20 protein-coding genes are annotated in these 18,411 nt (G+C 65.8%); 11 read left to right on the top strand and 9 right to left on the bottom strand.

The window, feature by feature from the left end; all coding sequences use genetic code 11:
- Positions 1-19: 19 nt before the first annotated feature.
- From N5C88_RS27225 to N5C88_RS27235, 3 genes are all read right to left on the bottom strand, one after another.
- Positions 20-445: an organic hydroperoxide resistance protein gene (locus N5C88_RS27225; protein WP_280016603.1), complete on the bottom strand. Its 426-nt coding sequence runs from the start codon at positions 443-445 to the stop codon at positions 20-22.
- A gap of 143 nt (positions 446-588) precedes the next feature.
- Positions 589-1,050: a MarR family transcriptional regulator gene (locus N5C88_RS27230; RefSeq protein ID WP_054456924.1), complete on the bottom strand. Its 462-nt coding sequence runs from the start codon at positions 1,048-1,050 to the stop codon at positions 589-591.
- A gap of 63 nt (positions 1,051-1,113) precedes the next feature.
- Positions 1,114-1,818, bottom strand: coding sequence for a Crp/Fnr family transcriptional regulator (locus N5C88_RS27235; protein ID WP_280016604.1), 705 nt, complete (start codon positions 1,816-1,818; stop codon positions 1,114-1,116).
- A 169-nt stretch (positions 1,819-1,987) separates the two neighbouring features.
- Here N5C88_RS27235 and N5C88_RS27240 point away from each other — a divergent pair, with 169 nt between their 5' ends.
- The 7 genes from N5C88_RS27240 (at position 1,988) to N5C88_RS27270 (ending at position 10,466) form a co-directional block, all read left to right on the top strand.
- On the top strand, positions 1,988-3,964 hold the full coding sequence (locus tag N5C88_RS27240; protein ID WP_059374160.1) for an AMP-binding protein: 1,977 nt from the start codon (positions 1,988-1,990) through the stop codon (positions 3,962-3,964).
- Positions 3,965-3,969: 5 nt separating this feature from the next.
- Complete coding sequence (locus tag N5C88_RS27245; RefSeq protein ID WP_054456930.1) at positions 3,970-4,767, top strand: ABC transporter ATP-binding protein; 798 nt, start codon at positions 3,970-3,972, stop codon at positions 4,765-4,767.
- Positions 4,768-4,778: 11 nt separating this feature from the next.
- A complete protein-coding gene (locus N5C88_RS27250; protein ID WP_042796065.1) occupies positions 4,779-5,708 on the top strand; it encodes a branched-chain amino acid ABC transporter permease in 930 nt (309 codons plus the stop codon).
- A 26-nt stretch (positions 5,709-5,734) separates the two neighbouring features.
- Positions 5,735-6,799: a branched-chain amino acid ABC transporter permease gene (locus N5C88_RS27255; RefSeq protein WP_059374159.1), complete on the top strand. Its 1,065-nt coding sequence runs from the start codon at positions 5,735-5,737 to the stop codon at positions 6,797-6,799.
- A gap of 126 nt (positions 6,800-6,925) precedes the next feature.
- Positions 6,926-8,266 (top strand): ABC transporter substrate-binding protein, encoded by a 1,341-nt coding sequence (locus tag N5C88_RS27260; protein WP_118933242.1) that lies wholly within the window; start codon positions 6,926-6,928, stop codon positions 8,264-8,266.
- Between the two features lie 60 nt (positions 8,267-8,326).
- The gene (locus tag N5C88_RS27265) at positions 8,327-9,169 is read left to right on the top strand and encodes an ABC transporter ATP-binding protein (protein ID WP_088143324.1); all 843 of its coding nucleotides are present in this window, start codon (positions 8,327-8,329) and stop codon (positions 9,167-9,169) included.
- Positions 9,170-9,197: 28 nt separating this feature from the next.
- Positions 9,198-10,466: an AMP-binding protein gene (locus N5C88_RS27270; protein WP_118933243.1), complete on the top strand. Its 1,269-nt coding sequence runs from the start codon at positions 9,198-9,200 to the stop codon at positions 10,464-10,466.
- A gap of 19 nt (positions 10,467-10,485) precedes the next feature.
- Here N5C88_RS27270 and N5C88_RS27275 read toward each other — a convergent pair whose 3' ends face one another.
- Genes N5C88_RS27275 through N5C88_RS27295 form a run of 5 tightly spaced genes read right to left on the bottom strand, consistent with a single transcriptional unit; the run spans position 10,486 to position 13,766 of the window.
- Positions 10,486-11,310: a sulfite exporter TauE/SafE family protein gene (locus tag N5C88_RS27275; protein ID WP_059374156.1), complete on the bottom strand. Its 825-nt coding sequence runs from the start codon at positions 11,308-11,310 to the stop codon at positions 10,486-10,488.
- Between the two features lie 8 nt (positions 11,311-11,318).
- A complete protein-coding gene (locus N5C88_RS27280) occupies positions 11,319-12,554 on the bottom strand; it encodes an FAD/NAD(P)-binding oxidoreductase (RefSeq protein WP_059374155.1) in 1,236 nt (411 codons plus the stop codon).
- 18 nt (positions 12,555-12,572) lie between these two features.
- Positions 12,573-12,992 carry a DUF6691 family protein gene (locus N5C88_RS27285; protein ID WP_059374154.1) on the bottom strand — a complete coding sequence of 140 codons (420 nt, stop codon included), beginning with the start codon at positions 12,990-12,992 and terminating at the stop codon, positions 12,573-12,575.
- 1 nt (position 12,993) lies between these two features.
- Entirely contained in the window at positions 12,994-13,425 is a 432-nt protein-coding gene (locus tag N5C88_RS27290; RefSeq protein WP_118933245.1) for a YeeE/YedE family protein, read from the bottom strand.
- A complete protein-coding gene (locus tag N5C88_RS27295; RefSeq protein WP_059374152.1) occupies positions 13,422-13,766 on the bottom strand; it encodes a metalloregulator ArsR/SmtB family transcription factor in 345 nt (114 codons plus the stop codon). The genes N5C88_RS27290 and N5C88_RS27295 overlap by 4 nt, the downstream gene beginning before the upstream one ends.
- 123 nt (positions 13,767-13,889) lie before the next feature.
- Between N5C88_RS27295 and N5C88_RS27300 the strand changes: the two genes are divergently transcribed.
- From N5C88_RS27300 to N5C88_RS27315, 4 genes are all read left to right on the top strand, one after another.
- Positions 13,890-14,753 carry an MBL fold metallo-hydrolase gene (locus tag N5C88_RS27300; RefSeq protein WP_280016605.1) on the top strand — a complete coding sequence of 288 codons (864 nt, stop codon included), beginning with the start codon at positions 13,890-13,892 and terminating at the stop codon, positions 14,751-14,753.
- A gap of 85 nt (positions 14,754-14,838) precedes the next feature.
- A complete protein-coding gene (gene pap, locus N5C88_RS27305; protein WP_059374150.1) occupies positions 14,839-16,305 on the top strand; it encodes a polyphosphate:AMP phosphotransferase in 1,467 nt (488 codons plus the stop codon).
- Positions 16,306-16,328: 23 nt separating this feature from the next.
- Positions 16,329-16,778 (top strand): GNAT family N-acetyltransferase, encoded by a 450-nt coding sequence (locus N5C88_RS27310; protein WP_059374149.1) that lies wholly within the window; start codon positions 16,329-16,331, stop codon positions 16,776-16,778.
- Positions 16,775-17,239, top strand: coding sequence for an HIT family protein (locus N5C88_RS27315; protein WP_280016606.1), 465 nt, complete (start codon positions 16,775-16,777; stop codon positions 17,237-17,239). The genes N5C88_RS27310 and N5C88_RS27315 overlap by 4 nt, the downstream gene beginning before the upstream one ends.
- A gap of 13 nt (positions 17,240-17,252) precedes the next feature.
- On the opposite strand, the gene N5C88_RS27320 is transcribed toward N5C88_RS27315, so the two are convergent.
- Positions 17,253-18,410, bottom strand: a complete 1,158-nt coding sequence (locus N5C88_RS27320; protein WP_059374147.1) for a glycosyltransferase — start codon at positions 18,408-18,410, stop codon at positions 17,253-17,255.
- Position 18,411 lies beyond the last annotated feature (1 nt).

The raw sequence follows: 18,411 nt of genomic DNA on the forward strand, positions 1-18,411 counted from the left end.
ATCAACAACCCATCAACGATCAAGCAATCGTCAACGTCACATCAATATTGCCCCGCGTAGCATTCGAATAAGGGCAAACGATATGCGCCGCAGCGACCAGCTTCTCGGCCTCGGCCCGCTCCATCCCCGGCAACGAAATCTTCAATTCGACTTCGATCCCGAACCCCGTAGGAATAGGACCGATGCCAACAGCGCCGTCGATCGTCGCATTCGACGGCATGGCGATCTTGTCGCGGCCGGCGACGAATTTCATGGCGCCCATGAAGCAGGCCGAATAGCCCACGGCGAACAGCTGTTCCGGATTGGTGCCGGCCGCGCCCGCGCCGCCCAGTTCCTTCGGCGTGGTCAGCTTGACGTTCAGGTTGCCGTCGTCCGTCGCGCCCGTTCCTTCACGGCCGCCGGTAACGTGCGCATGGGCGCGGTACAGCACTTTTTCGATAGACATGATGCGTTTCCTTGTAGGGAAGTGGGGGTTGAACTGCCAGGCCTGGCGGGAACATCCCGCTGCGACCCTTACTATTTAAATAGCGCAATATTAAATAGCGCACTATTTATTTAACCTAACAGTAGCGGGCCTGGCCCGCTACTTCAAAGACTTGCGCTCAGCTTCTCCCGCAGCGCATGCAGCGTTTTCATCATACCTTGCGCCTCTTCCAGCGAACACTGCGCGGCGCCCGCGATCGAGTGCGGCACGGCCTCGGCCTGCGCGCGCAGTTCGCGGCCCTGGCGGGTCAGCCCGACAATCACCTGGCGCTCGTCTTCCACGGCGCGCTTGCGCGTCACCAGGCCCGCCGCTTCCAGGCGCTTGAGCAGCGGCGTCAGCGTGGCCGAATCCAGGAACAGGCGCTCGCCGATATCCGTCACCGTAATCTCGTCGCCTTCCCACAGCACGAGCATCACCAGGTACTGCGGATAGGTCAGATCCAGCCCGCGCAGCAGCTTGCGGTACACCTTGTTCATCGCCAGCGAAGTCGAGTACAGGGCGAAGCACAGCTGGCTGTCCAGCAGCAGCGGATTGAATGCAGCCTTGGCTTTGGATCGAGATTTCATTGCGCAATATTAAATAGCGCGCGATTTATCGTCAACAACTATTTTGAGCAAAACCGCCGGCGCCTATGCCGGCTCGCCCTCGGTCGCGGCACGGTCTGACCCGTATTGTTTCAGACCGTCCAGGTCCAGCACCCGGACAGCGCCGTATTCCACGTTCAGCAGGCCCGCCTCTTCCAGCTTGCGCAGCGCCTGGTTGGCGCGCTGGCGCGACACCCGGGCCAGATAGCCGACTTCTTCCTGCGTAATCGCCAGGCGCATGCCCATGCCGGGATACAGCAAAGGGTTGAAGAGTTCGGCCAGGCAGCGGGCCACGCGCGCATCCGGGTCCAGCAAACGGTCGTACTCCGCCTTGCCGATGAACTGCGCCACGCGCTCGTTCAATTGGTGGAGCAGATAGCGGTTGAATGGGATGCTGCTGTCCAGCAGCCAGTCGAACGTGGTGGCCGGCAAACGCGCCACCACCGAATCCCGCAGCGCAACGATGTCGTACTTGCGGATCTCGCGCTTGAGCAGCGAACCCTCGCCGATCCAGCCGCCCGCAGGCACGCCGGTCAGCGAAGCCACCTTGCCTTCCGCATTGCCCACCGAAACCTTGACCAACCCTGCCAGCACTCCTATCCAAGCCTGGGCGAGTTCACCTTTGCGCTCTATGATCGACCCGGCAACCACCTGCTGCACGGTAAGGTCCCGCTCGACGCGCTCTTGCTGATCGCGGCTGAGCACGCGAAACCAGGCGGCGGCGAGTTGCAGGGAGTCGGATAGCTGCATCGGGAATACCCTAAAAGTTCCTTGAATGTCGCGATGGTGACAGTTGGTAGCAACCCAACCTTATACCTTAACTCCTGCCGTAAATCTAAAACCAACTGGTCAAGCGCCTCATCGCCGCCGCCGCTCTCGCGGACTCCCGGCCCGATGCGCCCAAACCGGAGGAGACATCGTGGCACATACACCGCCCGCATCTGCACAGATGCCGGCGGCGCTGGATACCTTTCCGGCGCTGCTGTTCACGCATGCCAGCGTTCGTGGGTCGCGGCCCGCCATACGCGAAAAAGATCTGGGGATCTGGCAAACCCTCACGTGGTCCGAAGTGGCGGAGCATGTCCGGCACGTCGCGCATGGCTTGGCCGCATTGGGCATCAAACCCGGCATGCACGTGGCCGTGATCGGCGAAAACCGCCCGCGCCTGTACATGGCCATGATGGCTGCGCAGTCGCTCGGTGCGATACCGGTTCCGCTCTACCAGGATGCCGTGGCGCAGGAAATGGTCTACGTGCTGCAGGACGCCGAGATCAGCGTGGCCATCGTCGAAGATCAGGAACAGGTCGACAAGATGCTCGAAGTCCACGAGCAATGTCCCGCGCTCAAGCACGTGGTGTATGACGATCCGCGCGGCCTGCGCCATTACACCGACCCGATGCTGCGCTCGTATGAACAGCTGGAAGAGCTGGGCCGCGAGTACGCCAAACAGCATCCCGGCTTCTTCGACCAGGCCGTCGCAGCCGTGCAGCCGCATGATCCGGCCGCCATGTTCTACACCTCCGGCACCACCGGCAAGCCCAAGGGCGTGGTGCTCACGCACCATGCGCTGATCGACCGCGCGCGCGCCGTGTCCGATATGGAAAAGCTGACCGACCAGGAAGACGTGCTGGCCTATCTGCCGCCCGCCTGGATCGGCCAGAACATGTTCTCGTACACGCAGCTGCTGGTAACGGGCTTTACCGTGAACCATCCTGAATCGCCCGACACCGTGTCGATCGACATGCGCGACATCGGCCCCACCTATTACTTCGCGCCGCCGCGCGTGCTGGAAGGCCTGCTGACACACGTGATGATCCGCATGGAAGACGCGGGACTGATCAAACGCAAGCTGTTCGCGGCCTGCATGAAGCTCGCGCGCCGCGTGGGCGCCAAGATCCTGGACGGCGAGCAGGTCGGCGCCTGGGACCGTCTGCGCTACGCGCTGGGCAACATGATGATCTACGGTCCGCTGCGCAACGCGCTGGGCATGAGCCGGGTGCGCGTGGCCTATACCGCGGGCGAGGCCATCGGCCCCGACCTGTTCGTGTTCTACCGCTCCATCGGCATCAACCTCAAGCAGCTCTACGGCTCCACCGAAACCTCGGTCTTCGTCTGCGTGCAGCCCGACGGCCAGGTACGCGACGACACCGTGGGCCCGCCCGTCGAAGGCGTGGAGATCCGCGTGGCCGACAACGGCGAGATCCTGGTCAAGAGCCCCGGGCTCTTCAAGGAGTACTACCGCAACCCCGAAGCCACCGCCGAAGCGCGCAGCGCCGACGGCTGGTTCCATACGGGCGACGCGGGCTATCTGGACACCGACGGCCAGTTGAAGATCATCGACCGCGCCAAGGACGTGGGCAAGCTCGCCAACGGCGCCCTGTTCGCGCCCAAGTACATCGAGAACAAGCTCAAGTTCTTCCAGCACATCAAGGAAGCAGTCGCCTTCGGCGCCAACCGCGACGACGTGTGCGCCTTCATCAACATCGACCTGGAAGCCGTGGGCAACTGGGCCGAACGCCGCGGCATGCCCTATGCCGGCTACACCGACCTGGCGTCCAAGGACGAGGTCTACCAGCTGATCGCCGAATGCGTGGAACAGGTCAACGCCGACCTGGCCACCGATCCCAAGCTGTCGGCCTCGCAGATCAGCCGCTTCCTGATCCTGCACAAGGAACTGGATCCGGACGACGACGAACTGACCCGCACGCGCAAGGTGCGCCGCGCCTTCATCGCGCAGAAGTACGGCGTGCTGATCGACGCGCTCTTTGGTGGCAAGCAGTCGCAGTTCATCGAGACCGAAGTGAAATTCGAAGACGGACGCACCGGCAAGATCTCGGCGGATCTGAAGATCCGCCCGGTCAAGACGTTTCCCGCCATTACTGCCAAGGCCGCGTAGAGATCATGAGCAACAACGACCGCGACCAGCGTATCGGCGACGTCATGCTGGACATGCAGAACATCTCGCTGTCCTTCGGCGGCGTGAAGGCGCTGACGGACATATCCTTCAACGTGCGCGAACACGAGATCCGCGCCATCATCGGCCCCAACGGCGCCGGCAAGAGCTCGATGCTCAACGTCATCAACGGCGTCTACACGCCGCAGCAGGGCGGCATCGAATTCCGCGGCGAACGCTTCTCGCGCATGAATCCGCGCCGCGCCGCTGAAATGGGCATCGCGCGCACGTTCCAGAACCTGGCCCTGTTCAAGGGCATGAGCGTGCTGGACAACATCATGACCGGCCGCAACCTGCGCATGAAGTGCGGGCTGCTGGCCCAGGCCTTCCGCCTGGGACCGGCCGAGCGCGAAGAGATCAAGCACCGCGAATTCGTCGAGAACATCGTCGACTTCCTGGAAATCCAGGCCTACCGCAAGACGCCCGTGGGCCGGCTGCCCTACGGCCTGCAAAAGCGCGTGGACCTGGGCCGCGCGCTGGCGATGGAGCCGCGCCTGCTGCTGCTGGACGAGCCCATGGCCGGCATGAACATCGAAGAGAAGCAGGACATGAGCCGCTTCATCCTGGATGTGAACGACGAGTTCGGCACCACCATCGTGCTGATCGAGCACGACATGGGCGTGGTCATGGATATCTCGGACCGCGTCGTGGTGCTGGACTACGGCAAGAAGATCGGCGACGGCAAGCCGGACGAGGTCCGTGCCAACGAAGACGTCATCCGAGCTTACCTCGGCGTATCGCACTAAGGCGGACAGACATGGGATTTTTTCTAGAGACCTTACTCGGCGGCCTGATGAGCGGCATGCTGTATGCCCTGATCGGCCTGGGCTTCGTGCTGATCTTCAAGGCTTCGGGCGTCTTCAACTTCGCGCAGGGCGCGATGGTGCTGGTCGCCGCGCTGTCCATGGCCCGCTTCTCGGAGTGGCTGCCGCGCTGGTTCGGCTTTGACAACATGATCCTGGCCAACGTGCTGGCATTCATCGTCAGCGCCATCGTGATGTTCCTGCTGGCGGTCGCCATCGAACGCTTCGTGCTGCGCCACCTGGTCAACCAGGAAGCCACCACCCTGCTGATGGCCACGCTGGGCATCAGCTACTTCCTGGATGGCCTGGGCCAGATCACTTTCGGCAGCTCGGTGTATTCCATCAACGTCGGCATGCCCAAGGATCCGCTGATGATCCTGGACTCGGTCTTCGAGGGCGGATTGCTGATCAACCTGGAAGACCTTACCGCAGCGGTGATTGCCGCCCTGCTGGTGGCCGCGCTGGCGCTGTTCTTCCAGTACACCTCGACCGGCCGCGCCCTGCGCGCGGTGGCCGACGATCACCAGGCCGCGCAGTCCATCGGCATTCCGTTGAACCGCATCTGGGTGATCGTCTGGAGCGTGGCCGGGCTGGTCGCGCTGGTGGCCGGGATCATCTGGGGCTCGAAGTTCGGCGTGCAGTTCACGCTGTCCACCGCGGCGCTGCGGGCCCTGCCGGTGGTGATCCTGGGCGGCCTGACCTCGGTGCCGGGCGCCATCCTGGGCGGCCTGATCATCGGCGTGGGCGAAAAGCTGTCCGAGGTCTATTTGGGGTCGCTGGTGGGCGGCGGTATCGAAATCTGGTTCGCCTATGTGCTGGCGCTGGTGTTCCTGCTGTTCCGTCCGCAAGGGCTGTTCGGCGAGAAGATCATCGACCGTGTCTGAGCCCAAAGGCCCTCTAGGATAAAAACATGTTCTATCGCGAAAACGGCCAGTTCAAGACCAGCTATCGCGCTGACCAGCAGATCTTCCCGATCCGCCAGGACCGCATCTTCATCTGGCTGCTGCTGGCGGTGGCGTTCGTCGCCATCCCGGCCATGGCCAGCGACTACCTGCTGCGCGCCATCCTGATCCCGTTCCTGATCCTGGCGCTCGCCGCCGTGGGCCTGAACATCCTGGTGGGCTATTGCGGCCAGATCTCGCTAGGCACCGGCGCCTTCATGGCGGTGGGCGCCTATGCGGCCTGGAACTTCGGCGTTCGCTTTCCCGGCATGCCGCTGGTCGTCCAGATCCTGCTGGGCGGCTTCTTCGCCACCATTGTGGGCGTGATCTTCGGCATACCCAGCCTGCGCATCCGCGGCCTGTACCTGGCGGTGGCGACGCTGGCCGCGCAGTTCTTCGTGGACTGGGCGTTCCTGCGCATTCCCTTCTTCACCAACTACTCGTCGTCCGGCAACGTCTCGGTGCCGCCGCTGACGGCCTTCGGCCTGCCGGTGCAGAGCGCGCTGGAAAAGTACCTGTTCGTGCTGATCCTGGTCGTCATCTTCAGCCTGTTGGCCAAGAACCTGGTGCGCGGCGCCATCGGCCGCCAATGGATGGCGATCCGCGACATGGACGTGGCGGCCTCCGTCATCGGCATCCGCCCCATGTACGCCAAGCTCACGGCCTTCGCGGTCAGCTCGTTCATCGTCGGCGTGGCCGGGGCCTTGTGGGGCTACATCCACCTGGGTTCATGGGAACCGCTGGCGTTCGACCTGACGCGTTCGTTCCAGCTGCTGTTCATGGTCATCATCGGCGGGCTGGGTTCGATCATCGGCAGCTTCTTCGGCGCGGCGTTCATCGTGCTGGTGCCGGTGGCGCTGTCCAACATCCCGCACGCGCTGGGCATCCCGCTGTCGGTGGACACGGCGGCGCACATCGAACACATGGTGTTCGGCGCGCTGATCGTGTTCTTCCTGATCGCCGAACCGCACGGACTCGCCAGACTATGGAGCATCGGCAAGGAGAAGCTGCGCATCTGGCCGTTCCCGCATTGATTTCGCATTGATTTCCGCGGTCCGCGGCGGCACAAGCGCGGCGGACCCGCCCTGAATACCCGGCTCAAGACCGGGCCAATCCCGGTGTCCCAGGGTTTACTGACCCAAACACCACGCAGGAGGTAAATGGAGATGAAGCGTCTTAACCTGAAGTTGGCGGCAGCTTTGATGGCCGCAGCCGGCGCCGCAGGCGCCGTGGCCACGCCGGCAATGGCGGCGGAAGAGCAGTTCGTTCCGTTGCTGGTGTATCGCACCGGGTCCTTCGCGCCCCTGGGCATTCCCTGGGCCGACGGCAAGCTGGACTACCTGAAGCTGGTCAACGAACGCGATGGCGGCGTCAACGGCGTCAAGATCACGTACGAAGAGTGCGAAACCGCCTACGCCACCGACCGCGGCGTGGAATGCTACGAGCGCCTGAAGGGCAAGGGCACCGGCGCATCGGGCTTCGACACCCAGTCCACCGGCATCACCTTCGCCGTCAGCGACAAGGCCATGGTCGACAAGGTGCCGGTCGAAACGATGGGCTACGGCCTGTCGCAGTCGGTCGACGGCAGCGTGTTCGAGTGGAACTTCCCGCTGCTGGGCACCTACTGGACCGCGGCCGACGTGATGATCCAGGACATCGCCAAGAAAGAAGGCGGCATGGACAAGCTCAAGGGCAAGAAGATCGCCCTGGTCTACCACGACTCGCCGTATGGCAAGGAGCCGATCCCCCTGCTGCAGAAGCGCGCGGCCAAGGAAGGCTTCGAGCTGGTGCTCTATCCCGTGACCGCCCCCGGCGTGGAACAGAAGTCCACCTGGCTGCAGATCCGCCAGGCGCGCCCCAACTACGTGCTGCTGTGGAGCGCCGGCATCATGACGCCGACCGCCATCCGCGAAGCCCAGGCCAGCGGCTATCCGCGCGACAAGATGTACGCCATCTGGTGGGCCGGCTCTGAAGGCGACGTGAAGGACCTGGGCGATGTCGCCAAGGGCTACAACGCCATCACCATCCACAACAGCGGCGCCGAACACGACAAGGTCTACGACGACCTGAAGAAGTTCGTCTACGACAAGGGCCAGGGTTCGGACAAGACCGGCAAGACCACGCTGGGCACCATCGCCCATACCCGCGGCATGATGATCTCGATGCTGCAGGTGGAAGCGATCCGCACCGCGCAGGAAAAGTTCGGCAAGGGCAAGGCGCTGACGCCGGACCAGGTGCGCTGGGGCTTCGAGAACCTGGACCTGACGCAGGAGAAGCTGGACAAGCTGGGCTTCGGCCAGATCATGCGTCCGGTCAAGACCTCTTGCAGCAACCACAAGGGCGACGACTGGGCCCGCATCGTGCAGTGGGACGGTGCGAAGTTCAAGGTCGCCTCCGACTGGTACCAGGCCGACAAGACCATCCTGGACCCGATGGTCAAGGAAAGCGCAGCGAAGTACGCGAAAGAAAAGAACATCACGCCCCGCACTTGCGAGAACTGATGTGAACCGGCCGCCGGTCCTGCATAAGGGGCCGGCGGCCACCAAGCCGCAGGAACAGCCATGACCGCTGCAACGACTTCCGCAGTACCCGCAGACACCCCCAAGGTGCTGCTCGACGTGAACGGCATCGAGGTGATCTACAACCACGTGATCCTGGTGCTCAAGGGCGTTTCCCTGCAAGTGCCGGAAGGCAAGATCGTGGCCTTGCTGGGCGCCAACGGCGCGGGCAAGACCACCACGTTGCGCGCCATCTCAAACTTGCTCAAGGGCGAGCGCGGCGACGTCACCAAGGGCCACATCCAATACCGCGACCAGCGCATCGAGAAGCTGTCGCCGGCGGAATTGGTCAAGCGCGGTGTGGTGCAGGTGATGGAGGGCCGGCATTGTTTTGCCCACCTGACCATCGAGGAAAATCTGCTGACCGGCGCCTATACGCGCAGCATGAGCCGCGCCGACACCGCGGCGGCGCTGGACCGCGTCTACCAGTATTTTCCGCGCCTGAAGCAGCGCCGCGCCAGCCAATCCGGCTACACCTCGGGCGGCGAACAGCAGATGACCGCGATCGGCCGCGCACTGATGGCCAACCCGAACATGATCTTGCTGGACGAGCCCTCCATGGGCCTGGCGCCGCAGATCGTCGAGGAAATCTTCGAGATCGTGCGCGACCTGAACCAGCGCGAGCGTGTCAGCTTCCTCTTGGCCGAGCAGAACACCAACATTGCGCTGCGCTACGCCGACTACGGCTACATCCTGGAAAACGGCCGCGTGATGATGGACGGCGCGGCGGCCGACCTGGCCCAGAACGAGGACGTGAAGGAGTTCTATCTGGGCATCTCCAGCGGCGAACGCAAGAGTTTCCGCGACAACAAGTTCTACCGCCGGCGCAAGCGCTGGCTGGCGTGATCCCTGGCATACGAGAGGGTGTGATCCCATGTCCCAGTTTTTTGATGTTCTCGAAACCAGAGCGCCCGAGCAACGCGAGCGCGAGCTGATGGCCGCCCTGCCCGGCGCGATCGCGCGGGCCATTGCGCGCGCGCCCGCCATCGCCGAGCAGCTGCGCGGCATCGACCCCGCCGCCATCACGTCGCGCGCGGCCCTCGCGGGCCTGCCGGTGCTGCGCAAGCACGAACTGCTGGAACGCCAGCAGCACAGCCGCGCCGACGCGGCCGCGCCTGCCGGACCGCAGAAAGCCTTCGGTGGCTTCTCCGCCATCGGCTGGGGCGAGGCGATGCGGGTGTTCGCGTCCCCCGGTCCCATCTACGAGCCGGAAAGCGCGCGCAGCGATTACTGGCGCTTCGCCCGGGCTCTGCACGCCGCGGGATTCCGCGCCGGCGAGCTGGCCTACAACTGCTTTTCGTATCACTTCACCCCCGCCGGCTCCATGATGGAAACCGCGGCGCATGCCGTGGGCTGCACCGTGTTTCCCGGCGGCACTGGCCAGACAGAACAGCAAGTGCGCGCGATCCAGGACCTGGCGCCCACCGGCTATACCGGCACGCCCAGCTTCCTCAAGATCATCCTTGAAAAAGCCGACGAGCTGGGCGTGAAGCTGGATTCGCTGCGCCGCGCGCTGGTGTCCGGCGAAGCCTTTCCGCCGTCGCTGCGCGACTGGCTGGCCGCGCGTGGCATCGACGGCTACCAGGCCTACGGCAGCGCCGACCTGGGCATGGTCGCGTTTGAAACCCCGGCCCGTGAAGGCCTGGTTCTGGGCGAGGACATCATTGTCGAAATCGTGCGCCCCGGCACCGGCGAACCCGTGCCGGACGGCGAAGTCGGCGAGGTCGTGGTCACCACCTTGAATCCGGACTATCCGCTGGTGCGCTTCGGCACCGGCGACCTGTCCGCCGTCATGCCCGGTATTTCGCCCTGCGGGCGCACCAACACCCGCATCAAGGGCTGGATGGGGCGCGCGGACCAGACCACCAAGGTGCGCGGCATGTTCGTGCATCCGTCGCAGGTGGCCGACGTGGCGCGCCGCCATCCCGAGATCCTGCGCGCGCGGCTGGTGATCAGCGGCAGCACGGGGTCCGACCGCATGGTGCTCAAAGTGGAATCGCGGGTACGCAGCGAAGAGCTGGGCAAGCGCATCGCCGAATCGGTGCGCGACGTGACCAAGCTGCGCAGCGACGTGGAATGGGTGGATGCGGATGGCCTGCCGAACGACGGCAAGGTCATCGACGATATCCGCACCTACGAGTAAGCGACGCGGGCTCGCGGCCTCATGCGGCCGCGAGCAGCGCCAGCACGCCCTTCACCAGCATCGCCACGGCCACCAGGCCCGCGAACAGCGCAAAGCTCTGCTGCAGGCGGCGCGGGGGAAACCGGTCGGCCACCTTGCGCCCGCCCAGCATGCCCAGCACCGCCGCCGCCGTGAAAGGCGCGGCGATACGCCAGTCCAGATGCCCGCCCGCCGCCGCGGCCACGACGCCGCTGGCGGACACCAGCGCGATCACGGCCAGCGACGTGCCGACGATGGCCTGCATGGTCAGGTCGGTAGCGCGCCGCAGCGCGGGCACGATGACAAAGCCGCCCCCCACGCCCAAGAGGCCGGACAGGAATCCCGCGATCAGCCCCGCACCCGTCAAGGCGCGCGCGCAGGGCGCGGTCCAGCGCAGCCGGCCGGTGCTGGCGTTGAGCTGGCAGGGCGGCGTGCGCGGCGCGGCCTGCGCCGCCGGCTTGTTGCCTTGGTTCCACATGCGCCAAGCCACCATGCCCAGCACGCCGGCGAAGATGATGGCCAGCGGCGCATTGGGCAAACGCCGCGCCGCCCACAGACCCAGCGGCGACACCAGGATGCCGGTAACGGCCATGAAGCCCGCCGCGCGATAGCGCACCTGCCCTTTGCGCAGGCCAAGCACCGCGCCCAGGGCGGCCGACAGCCCCACCGCCAACAGGGCGATGGGCGCGGCCTGCGACACCTGCAAGTGCAGGCCGAAGACCAGCAGAGGCACCGCCATGATGGCGCCGCCCGCGCCGGTCAGCCCGAGTATCAGGCCCACGCACGCCCCCAGCGCCGCGCTGGCGGCCAACACCGTATCGATCATGGAGACGCTCAGTTACCCAGCGGGCGGGCCAGCCATTCGCGGCCCTTGAGCATGCCGTTCCAGTAGATCCAGGGCAGCATCGTGGCCTTGAGGAACCAGGCGCTCTTGCGCGGCACGGTCGGGTCCAGCGGGAAGGTGGGCAGCAGCTTACCGCCGTAGCCGAACTCGGCCAGCACGATGCGGCCGCGCTCCACCGTCAGCGGGCAGGAGCCGTAGCCGTCGTACTTGACCGGCATGGCGTAGCCCTCGCGCAGCGCCAGCAAGTTTTCGGCCACCGTGACGATCTGCTTGCGCGCGGCCGCGGCGGTCTTGGCATTGCTGGTGCAGATGCCGTCACCCAGTCCGAATACGTTGCCGTGGCGCACGTGCAGCAGCGTGGACGGATCCACTTCGCACCAGCCGGCGGCGTCAGCCAGCGGGCTGTTCTTCAGGAAGTCATGCGGCACCTGCGGCGGCACCGCGTGCAGCATGTCGAAGGACTTTTCCACGCGCGTCACCGCGCCGTCGGCGTCCTTGAGATCGAACCAGGCCTTGCGTGCCGCGCCGTCCACCGCCACCAGCGCCGAGTTGAAGGCCAGCGCGATGCCGTAGCTTTCGACATAGCGCATCAGCGGCGGAACAAACGTGGGCACGCCGAACAGCGCCGCGCCCGCCAGGTCGAACTCCACGTCGATGCGGTCCAGCACGCCGGTGCGCTTCCAGTGGTCGCAGGCCAGGTACATGGCCTTTTGCGGCGCGCCGGCGCATTTGATGGGCATGGCCGGCTGCGTGAACAGCGCCTGCCCGCCCTTCAACCCGCGCACCAGTTCCCAGGTATAGGGCGCCAGGTCGTAGCGGTAGTTGGAACTGACGCCGTTCTTGCCCAGCGTGTCGGCCAGGCCCTCGATCTTGTCCCAGGCCAGGCGCAGGCCGGGGCAGACGATCAGCTGCTGGTAGCTCACCGCCCGGCCGTCGGACAGCAGCACGCGGTTGGCCTCGGGTTCGAAGCCAGCCGCGGCCGCCTGCAGCCAGGTGGCGCGCCTGGGCATGACTTCGCGGGTCGGGCGCACGGTCTTGGCGACGTCGAAGGCGCCTCCGCCCACCAGCGTCCAGGCCGGCTGGTAGTAGTGCTTGTCGCTGGGTTCGATCACGCCGATGCGCAGGTCCGGGCGGCGGCGCAGCAGGCTGGCGGTGACGCCTATGCCCGCCGATCCGCCGCCCACCACCACCACATCGAAATCGCGCTGCGCCTCTGCTATCGGCATGCTTGTCTCCTTGCCGGTCTACCGGCTTTTGAATTTTTCCAGGACTGAAAATATTGCCATGCCGGCAACCATGGCGGCCACGAAGATCAGGGCCTCGGACACGCCGGCGGATGCCGCCACCAGCGCCGGCCCCGGGCAGAAGCCGGCCAGCCCCCAGCCCGCGCCAAACGCCAGGCTGCCCGCGGCCAGGCGCAGGTCCACGCGCGTGGCCGTGGGCCAGCGCAGGGGTTCGCCCGACAGGCTGGCGCGGCGGCGGCGCAGGAAAGCGAAGCCCACCGCCGTGACCAGCACGCCGCCGCCCATGACGAAGGCCAGCGACGGGTCCCAGGCGCCGCCGATATCCAGAAAGCCCAGCACCTTGGCCGGGTTGGCCATGCCGGAAATGATCAGGCCCAGCCCGAATACCAGGCCTGACGCGAAAGCGATCAGCGCAACCATGTCAGAGTCCTCCCAGATGGCGCGTGGCATAGACCACGACAAAGCCGGCAGCCATGAACAGGGCGGTGGCGGTCAGCGAGCGGCGCGATCCGCGCGACACGCCGCAGACCCCATGGCCGCTGGTGCAGCCCGAGGCGTAACGGGTGCCGATGCCCACCAGCAGGCCCGCCACGATCAGGCGCGTCGTGCTGGCTTCGACCACGATGGGCGGCAAGGCGCTGCCCAGGCGGTACAGCCATGGCGCGGCGAACAGGCCGATCAGGAAGGCCACGCGCCACATGCCGCCGCGCTCGGGAGGCAGCAGCCCGCCCAGGATGCCGCTGATGCCGGCAATGCGGCCCGCACCCGCCATCAGCAGCACGGCCGCGGCGCCGATGAGCAAGCCGCCCGCGCCGGCGGATACAGGAGTGAAGGAGGTCCAGGCAATGCTCATTTCAGTGACTCCAGTGACTCCATGGTCCGGCCGCAGTACAAACTGGATAAGGTCTTCATCACCTGGCTGACCTCGAAGCTGGCCATCTGGTAATAGACGTACTTGCCCTCGCGCCGGGTCGCGACCAGCCCTTCGTCGCGCAGTACGCCCAGCTGCTGGGACAAGGTGGGCTGGCGGATGCCGGTCAGCGATTCGAGCTCGCTCACATTGCGCTCGTTCTGGACCAGTTGGCACAGCAGCAGCAGGCGGTCTTCATTGGCCAGCGCCTTGAGCAAGGCGCAAGCTTGGGAGGCGGATTCGCGCAGGGCGGCGGCTTCGCACTCGGTCAGGACATGATTCATTTGATGCGCATCAATCTGCTGGGTAGGATTTGATCATTATATTGACTAATATAATATTCAACAATATTATTGAAATACATATATTGTTTCCTGATGCAGCCACTCGCTGCGACGCGAGCGTCCATGTCTCCCCAGATCCAGGCCTTCTTCGACACCGTCACCGCCACCGTCACCTATGTGGTGCATGAGCCCGCGCCAGGCGGCGCCTGCGCCATCATCGACTCGGTGCTGGACTACGATCCCAAGTCCGGCCGCAGCAGCACCGCCAGCGCCGACCGCGTGGCCGACTACGTGCGCCAGCACGGCCTGAAGACGGAATGGCTGCTGGAAACCCATGCCCATGCCGACCACCTGTCGGCCGCGCCCTACCTGCAGCGCCAGCTTGGCGGAGTCATCGCTATCGGCCAAAGCATCCAGACCGTGCAGGGCGTCTTCAAGAAGATCTTCAACCTGGAGCCGGAGTTCCAGCTGGACGGCTCGCAGTTCGGCCATCTGTTCAAGGACGGCGAGACCTTCCGCATCGGCGCGCTGACGGCGCAGGCCATCCACGTGCCCGGCCACACGCCGGCCGACATGGCCTATCTGATCGGCGATGCCGCCTTCGTCGGCGACACGCTGTTCATGCCGGACGTGGGCACGGCGCGCTGCGACTTCCCCGGCGGCGACGCCCATCAGCTCTACCATTCCATCCAGCGCCTGCTGAGCCTGCCCGCCGAAACCCGGCTGTACATGTGCCACGACTACCCGCCCGCCGGGCGCGAAGCCTCCTGGCAGACCACGGTGGCCGAACAGCGCCGCGCCAACATCCACGTGCGCGACGGCATAGGCGAAGACGCATTCGTGGACATGCGCACCCGGCGCGACGCCACGCTCTCCATGCCCACCCTCATCCTGCCCGCCATCCAGGTCAACATCCGCGCCGGCCACTTCCCGCCGGCCGAGGACAACGGCGTGCGCTACCTGAAGATCCCCGTCGACGCGCTCTGACCGCGCCGCGATCCGGGCTTGCGCGCCTGGGGCTTATCCCGCAAGATCGGCTGATCGCAGAATTGCCGATCAGACGGATCCCCCCATGTTTGCAGAAGCCGAAGCCGACCCCAGCCTGTCCAAGGAAGAATTCAAGCCGCTGGAAGCGAAGCTGCGCGTCGCCTTGCTGAACGCGCAATACCAGCGTCTGCAGAACGCGGACAAGACGCTGCTGGTGGTCATCGCCGGCATCGACGGCGCCGGCAAGGGCGCCACCGTCAACCTGCTGAACGAATGGATGGATCCGCGCCATATCAAGACGCTGGCCTACGGACCGCGCGAAGGCCCCGCGCTGGAGCGTCCGCCCTTCTGGCGCTACTGGCACGATCTGCCGCCCAAGGGCAGCACCGGCATCGTCTTCGGTTCCTGGTATACGCCGCTGGTGCTCGAAGCCACGCGCAAGAAGCCTGACCAGAACAGCATAGAAGCCCAGGCCGCCGCGATCCGCCGCTTCGAGGCCATGCTTGCGGCCGAGGGCGTCCAGATCGTCAAGCTCTGGTTCCATCTGTCGGCCCAGGCCCAGAAAGCGCGTGCCGAGCGATTATTGGCCAGCCCTGAAACCTCCTGGCAGGTCAGCCCGGTCGATCTCAAGGTCTACAAGAAATACGACCGCATCCGCAACGCCGGCCAGGTGGTGCTGAACCATACGGACAGCGGCCACGCCCCCTGGGTCGTGATCCCCAGCGCCGACGAGGACATGCGCGCGGCGCGTACGGCCGAAGCGGTGCTGGCTGCCATGCGCCAGCGCGGCGTGCCGCGCATCCCGCCCGCCTTCGTGGCGCATGCCAGCCCCACGCGCATCGTCGACCGCCTGGGCGACCTGGACTACAACGCCAAGACCGAAAAGGACGACTACGAATCCGAACTGGGCCTGCTGCAAGGGCGGCTGGCGCGCGCGGCCCGTTCCAGGAAATTCCAGGAACGCTCGCTGGTGCTGGTGTTCGAGGGCCAGGACGCGGCCGGCAAGGGAGGCGCGATCCGGCGCGTGACGCATGCGCTGGATGCGCGCCAGTTCGACATCACGCCGATCGCCGCGCCCACCACCGAGGAACTGGCCCGGCCCTATCTGTGGCGCTTCTGGCGCCACGTGCCGCGCCATGGACGTATCGCCATTTTCGATCGCTCCTGGTACGGCCGCGTGCTGGTCGAGCGCGTCGAGAAGCTGACCGCGCCGGCCAACTGGCGCCGCGCCTATGCCGAGATCAACGACTTCGAGGGCCAACTGGCCGCCAGCGGCGCGCTGGTGCTGAAGTTCTGGCTGGCGGTCACGCCCGACGTGCAGCTGGAGCGCTTCAAGGAGCGCGAGAATTCGCCCTTCAAGAACTTCAAGATCACGCCCGACGACTGGCGCAACCGCGACAAATGGAAGGACTACGCGGCCGCCACCAACGAAATGCTGACGCGCACCGACGTCGCGCACGCGCCGTGGCATCTGGTTTCGGCCAACGACAAGCGCTACGCTCGATTGCAAGTGCTGCGACACATCGTCGAAGCCATGGAAGATCAACTCTGAATCCCGCCTGGAGGCCGCAAGCCATGAGTACCGCAGAAATCCGTCCCATCGTCGCCGCCGACTTCGAAGCCTGGCTGCCGCTATGGAAGGGCTACCAGGAGTTCTATCGCGTCAACATCGACGACGCGGTCACGCGCAACACCTGGGCGCGCTTCCTGGACCCCGCCGAACCCATGCACGCGGCGCTGGCGTACGAAAGCGGCCGGGCCGTCGGCATGGTGCACTGGATCTTCCACCGCTCCACCTGGACCGCAGGCGACTATTGCTATCTGCAGGACCTGTACGTGGACCCGGACGTGCGCGGCACCGGCGCCGGCCGCAAGCTGATCGAGCACGTGTACGCGCAGGCGGCCGCCGCCAATTGCGCGCGCGTTTACTGGCTGACCCATGAAACCAACGCCACCGCGATTCAGCTCTACGACCGCATCGCCGACCGCTCGGGCTTCATCCAGTACCGCAAGGTGATGCCGTGAGCGCACGCGACCCCAACTGTCCGCTGTGCCAGGAAGACGGCGGCACGCTGCTGTGGCGCGGTCCGCACCTGCGCATCATCGAGGTCGCCGACGCCGATTATCCGGGCTTCACGCGGGTAATCTGGAACGGCCATCTGGCCGAAATGACCAGCCTGTCCACCCACGGCCGCGACCTGCTGATGCGGGCCGTGTACGTGGTGGAAGAAGCCCAGCAATCGGTCCTGGGACCGGACAAGATCAACCTGGCCTCGCTGGGCAACATGGTGCCGCACCTGCACTGGCACGTGATCCCGCGCTGGCGCGGCGACCGCCATTTTCCCGACCCGATCTGGGCGCCGCCGCGCATCGCCGCCGGCGCTGAATCGTTGGAATGGAAAGAGCGCCAGGCGCGCGTGCAGGCGCTGCTGCCGCGCTACCGGGACCGGCTGGTCGAGGCCATGAACGCCCTGCTCTGGCACTGAGCCGCCGCCCGCCTCAGGCGGCGCGCGCAGCCCCCCGCAGTTCCGCCAGCCAGCCGGCGTACGCCTGTTCCACCAGCGCAGCCGCGCGTTCGGCGGAAAATCGGCCCTGGCCCCGGATCAGCTCACGGCCCGCATCACCCATGCGGCGGCGCAGCGCCGGATCGGCCAGCAAACTTTCCAGCGCGCTGGCCAATGCCGCCGGATCGCTCGGCGGCACCAGCAATCCGGTCACACCGGCCTCCATGGTTTCCGGCACCCCGCCCACGTTGGCGCCCACCACCGGCACCCCCATGGCCGCGGCCTCGATGAAAACGGTGCCCAAGGCCTCGCGCCGCGTCGGCAACGCGAACACATCGAAGGCCGTCAGCACATTGCCGATATCGTCGCGGCGGCCGGTGAAATGCACCCGCGGCGCCAGGCCCAGTTGCGCCGCCTGCGCCTGCAGCTGCCCAGCCATGGGCTGGCCTTCGCCCACCAGCACCAGATGGGCATTCGGAAACGTGGCGGCGATGCGATGGAAGGCGTCGATCAGGTCGCAATGGCCCTTGTCCGGTCGCATGACGGCCACGCAACCGACCACCAGCGCGTCCTCGGGCAAGCCGAGTTCGCGCCTGACGCAGACGCCAGGGTGCACCTGCGGCAGCACCACCGGCGAATGGATGGTGGCGACAGCGCCCGGGCGGGCGCCGCCGTCCAGCAATTGCCCGCGCACGTAGCGGCTGACGGCGATGACGCGGTGCGCCAGCCAGGTGTAGGCGTAGAGGGAATTGATGGGCTTGGCCAGATGGCGGGTACGCACGATGAGCGGCGTGCCGGCCAGCCGCGCCGCGATGGCGCCCAGGACGGTGTCGCGCCGGCTGTGCGTATTGACCACGTCGAAACGGCCGCTGCGCAATAACCGGCGCACGAAGGCAACGCAGCGCACGAAATTGAGCGGGCCGTCCATGGGGACGAGATGCACCGTGAAACCGGCCTCGCGCAGACGCCTGCCCAGCTCTGCATCCGGCTGGCAAACCGCTTCCAGATGATGGCCGCGCTCGCGCATGGCGATCATTTCCTTGTAGATGCAGAACTCCTGGCCGCCGAACGAGGTGGCGGCTTCGGTATGCAGGATGCGCAGGCGCGTATCCGTGGCGGCCACGCGCTGGAACGATTCGATGGGATCGCGCATG

The sequence above is a fragment of the Achromobacter sp. GD03932 genome (assembly GCF_029839485.1).
In the GTDB taxonomy this organism is placed as follows: Bacteria; Pseudomonadota; Gammaproteobacteria; order Burkholderiales; family Burkholderiaceae_B; genus Achromobacter; species Achromobacter bronchisepticus_A.